Genomic DNA, 2916 nt, shown 5'->3' with positions numbered 1-2916 from the left:
CGGCGAGGTCAAATTTTAAATCATTCGCAAAAACGTCGCCGCTTTTCGCATCCCACAAAAAATAGTCCAACCACTGCCTCAAAAGTTCGTAATGCCCGCCGTTATCGCGCGCGTCAAGGCGTAGGTTTTTAAAATACACGTTCGCGCCGTCCGCGGCATAAACTTCGCTCGCCCTGCCGTCGCTTCCCTCTATCTGGCGCAGGCTCGCGGCATCGGCGCCCGGCAAAATCTCTCCTTTATAAAACGCGCGAGAGTCCTGCGCAGCGTAATACACGCCCGCGATTTGGCGCAGATCCGTAGCGTCCATTCGTTTAAATTTATAGAGGTAGCTTTGCGGCTTGGGCGCATCCCAAAAAATATGCGCCAAGGTTTCATAAGTAAGCTTAAGCGCCCCCAGCGCGTCGTTTGGTACCGCCTCGCCGTCGCAAAAGTAGCTAACTTGCCCGTCGCTTACGTAGCCAAACGCCACGGCTTTCGTGCGCGCAGGCTCCAGCTCGCTCATCGCGATATTTCCGCAATATACGGCGTTTTTATCCGCCGCGACGTTGGAGCGGTAGCCGGAGCCGAAATCCAAAACCCGAAAGCTCGCCACGTCCGCGCCCTGCATCGCAAAATAGCCCGCACCCACCACGAGGGCGTAAATTTCATCTCCTTTTTTATAAAAATCGCTGTATTTGATCTGCTCATCATCCCGCAGCGAGTAGTCGTCTGCGGAATTTATAACCGCCGCTAGAATAAGCGCGCTAAAAGCCGCGAACGCAAACGTTATACCAAGCGCGATCTTGCGCCAAAGCGGCATGCCTCTGGGCCCATCTCGCACAGGCTTACGATCTGCTTCTGCCTTGCGCGCCCTAGCTTTGCGTTTCTTTTGCGTGCGCTCGTCCTTTAGCTCTTGCGTAAAATCCTCATACATCTTTTGCCTCAAATTTAATCTCGCCGCAGATTGTGCGGCACTTGAAATTGTACAAAAGCGCGGCTAAATTTATGAAATTTAACGCTACGGGCAAATTCTGATTCAACTCTTTGCGGCGCTAATTTATTTTACGAATGCCACAAAATCTCTGGCGAATTTTAATTCAAATCGCTTCGTAGCCGCACGGAATCGGCGCCGTAACGCTTGCAAATACAAAATCCTCATCGCCCGTATTTTTCATACCGTGGCACTCTCCGCTTTTGGAAATGATTAGATCGCCCGCACAGATCGGCACCTCCTCGCCCTTGCTCGGATAAAACACGCCGCGTCCGCTTAAGCAGATCCACACGTCATCTCCGTCTGGGTGGATATGCGGCGCTACGACCTGGCCGCGTTTGACGATCCAAACCGCGCCGCAAGTGGCCTCCGTAGTAAAAAATGTCGTTTTTACGGCTCGCTCGTCGCTACAAATAGCATCTTTTATATGAAAAATTCTTTGCATTTTCGCTCCTTTAAGTTCACCGCATCCGGCGCGGTTTCGGCGGAATTTTAGCATTCTTTTCGTGCAGCGAAAGTGAAATTTCAAGCGCCAAACTCGCAACGAAACCTTAAATAAAAATTTTAAATTCTCGTTTTGCTATACGATTTTTTTGGAGGATTGAAGATCGCATCTAAAAGTAAGAAGGCGCATAAGCATGGTATTTGCGGATAGAATTTCGGCTTTAATTTAAGACGAAATTTTAAAAATTCTTCTAAATTTAAAGCCGGCCTACGAGATAAATTTATTAAATTTGATATAAGCTTTGCTTGTGCGCTTTTGCCACCCAGATTAAAGCCAAATCGTAGCTTTTATCAAAAACCTCGCATGGCGTAGACTTTACGGCAAGCGCCAAGTCGGTTTATAAAGCTAAATCGGCTTATAAATAGATGCTACCTCCGGCTTGTTTTAGCAGATACACATTTTTGCGCCTCGAATTTTTGCATATTTTACGATAATATTTTATGGCGCGTTATACACTAATCGCGGAACAAGCGGGCGTTCAAAGAGATAGTGCTAGAATTTTGCGCTATCTCTTAAATTTCAAAATTATTTTATCTTGCTTGGATCCAGCGCGATCTCGTCGTTTTTGATCACGCCGATACCCTTATTTAGCACGTTTTGCGCGATCTGTTTAGCTTCTGCTAGCGAGTGCATCGCGAAGGTGCCGCACTGAAATTTATTCAGCTCGGGGATATCCGCTTGAGAGGCCACGCCCAAAATGTCCTTCATGCTCGCGCTCCATGCCGCCGCGACGGCGCTTTCGCTAGGCGCTCCGATCACGCTCATATAAAATCCCGTGCGACACCCCATCGGCGAAATGTCGATGATCTCGACGTCCGCGCTATTTAGGTGTTCGCGCATGAAGCCAGCGAAAAGATGCTCCAGCGTGTGGGTGCCGCGCTCGCTCATGATCTCTAAATTCGGGCGGCAAAACCGCAGATCATAGACGCTGATTTTATCACCGCTTTTGGTGCGCATGCTCTTTGCGAGCCGCACGCCAGGGGCATTCATGCGGGTATGATCGACCTTAAAACTATCTAACAATGGCATATTTTCTCCTTAAATTCAGATCGCGGCGATTTTAACATAAAATTTCACACTTTCAGGCGCACAGACGAAATTTTAGCTACAATTACGTTTATTTTCAGGAGAATTAATGCCCTACATAAACGTCAAAATCACCAAAGAACGTGGCGGCTTAAGTCGCGAACAAAAAGCAAGGCTCGTCAAGAACCTCACCGACGCCCTCGTAGCCGTGCTAGGCAGGGGCGAGAAAACCACGGTCGTGACGATAGACGAAATATCCACCGACGACTACGCGATCGGCGGACGGCTAGTAAGCGAAATTAGGGAGCGGCAGAGCTAAGCTTGAGCGGCAGGCTAAATTTGAAAAGCTAAATTTTAGAATTTTAAAATTTTCAAGCAAAATTCTACGCGGTAGGAACCGCTTCTAAGGGAATAA

The 2916-nt window shown here is 48.3% G+C and carries 4 protein-coding genes; 1 reads left to right on the top strand and 3 read right to left on the bottom strand.

The features are described 5' to 3' along the window. The 3 genes from Q0620_RS01130 to luxS form a co-directional block, all read right to left on the bottom strand. Positions 1–913: DKNYY domain-containing protein (locus tag Q0620_RS01130; protein ID WP_298782858.1), on the bottom strand; the 913-nt coding region annotated here is incomplete at its 3' end. Between the two features lie 163 nt (positions 914–1076). Beyond that, positions 1077–1415: a cupin domain-containing protein gene (locus Q0620_RS01125; RefSeq protein WP_040303516.1), complete on the bottom strand. Its 339-nt coding sequence runs from the start codon at positions 1413–1415 to the stop codon at positions 1077–1079. A 585-nt stretch (positions 1416–2000) separates the two neighbouring features. Beyond that, the gene (gene luxS / locus Q0620_RS01120; protein ID WP_177386821.1) at positions 2001–2504 is read right to left on the bottom strand and encodes an S-ribosylhomocysteine lyase; all 504 of its coding nucleotides are present in this window, start codon (positions 2502–2504) and stop codon (positions 2001–2003) included. Between the two features lie 106 nt (positions 2505–2610). On the opposite strand from luxS, the gene Q0620_RS01115 reads away from it, so the two are divergent. Further along, positions 2611–2820 (top strand): 4-oxalocrotonate tautomerase family protein, encoded by a 210-nt coding sequence (locus Q0620_RS01115; RefSeq protein WP_297996937.1) that lies wholly within the window; start codon positions 2611–2613, stop codon positions 2818–2820. The last annotated feature ends 96 nt before the right edge of the window (positions 2821–2916 follow it).

The organism is uncultured Campylobacter sp. (assembly GCF_938017615.1).
In the GTDB taxonomy this organism is placed as follows: Bacteria; Campylobacterota; Campylobacteria; order Campylobacterales; family Campylobacteraceae; genus Campylobacter_B.
This window is presented reverse-complemented; position numbering and strand designations above follow the sequence as displayed.

Excerpts from the sequence above, each read along its gene's own strand:
- Q0620_RS01125 (WP_040303516.1), bottom strand. The coding sequence starts at position 1,415 with ATGCAAAGAATTTTTCATATAAAAGATGCTATTTGTAGCGACGAGCGA.
- luxS (WP_177386821.1), bottom strand. The coding sequence starts at position 2,504 with ATGCCATTGTTAGATAGTTTTAAGGTCGATCATACCCGCATGAATGCC.
- Q0620_RS01115 (WP_297996937.1), top strand. The coding sequence starts at position 2,611 with ATGCCCTACATAAACGTCAAAATCACCAAAGAACGTGGCGGCTTAAGT.